The sequence below is a fragment of the Candidatus Melainabacteria bacterium genome, from assembly GCA_003963305.1.
Classification (GTDB): Bacteria; Cyanobacteriota; Vampirovibrionia; order Obscuribacterales; family Obscuribacteraceae; genus PALSA-1081.
In genome coordinates this window covers 1-271 of the sequence record RXJR01000027.1, presented here as the reverse complement: position 1 = coordinate 271, position 271 = coordinate 1, and the positions used below count along the sequence as shown (strand labels likewise).

Annotated in this window: 1 pseudogene (cut by a window edge); it reads left to right on the top strand. The window is 48.3% G+C overall.

Annotated features, from left to right (window positions below):
- A pseudogene (locus EKK48_24680) lies at positions 1–37 on the top strand (hypothetical protein) (it extends 623 nt beyond the left edge of the window).
- Positions 38–271 lie beyond the last annotated feature (234 nt).

The window sequence follows — 271 nt, the reverse complement described above, 5'->3', positions numbered from 1 at the left end:
ACTGCGATCTTTTGGCGTGTCGGAACGGACCAAATAAAAAAGTGATCATGACACAAAATAAGAAGATAAAATACCCGATGGCATCATGGTCGACCTTGATGCTGTACTGTAGCTGGCACGACCCCACGCGCACGTTTGTGTCCCCAGCGCCAGTGCTCCCTTCGCACGACACGAAGTAGTCCTCCAGCGTGATTCCGAAATCGCAGGCTCGGAGTAAGGCCACAATATTGGGAGATAGCCCTTACATTCCAAAATTCATTTAGAAAAAAAG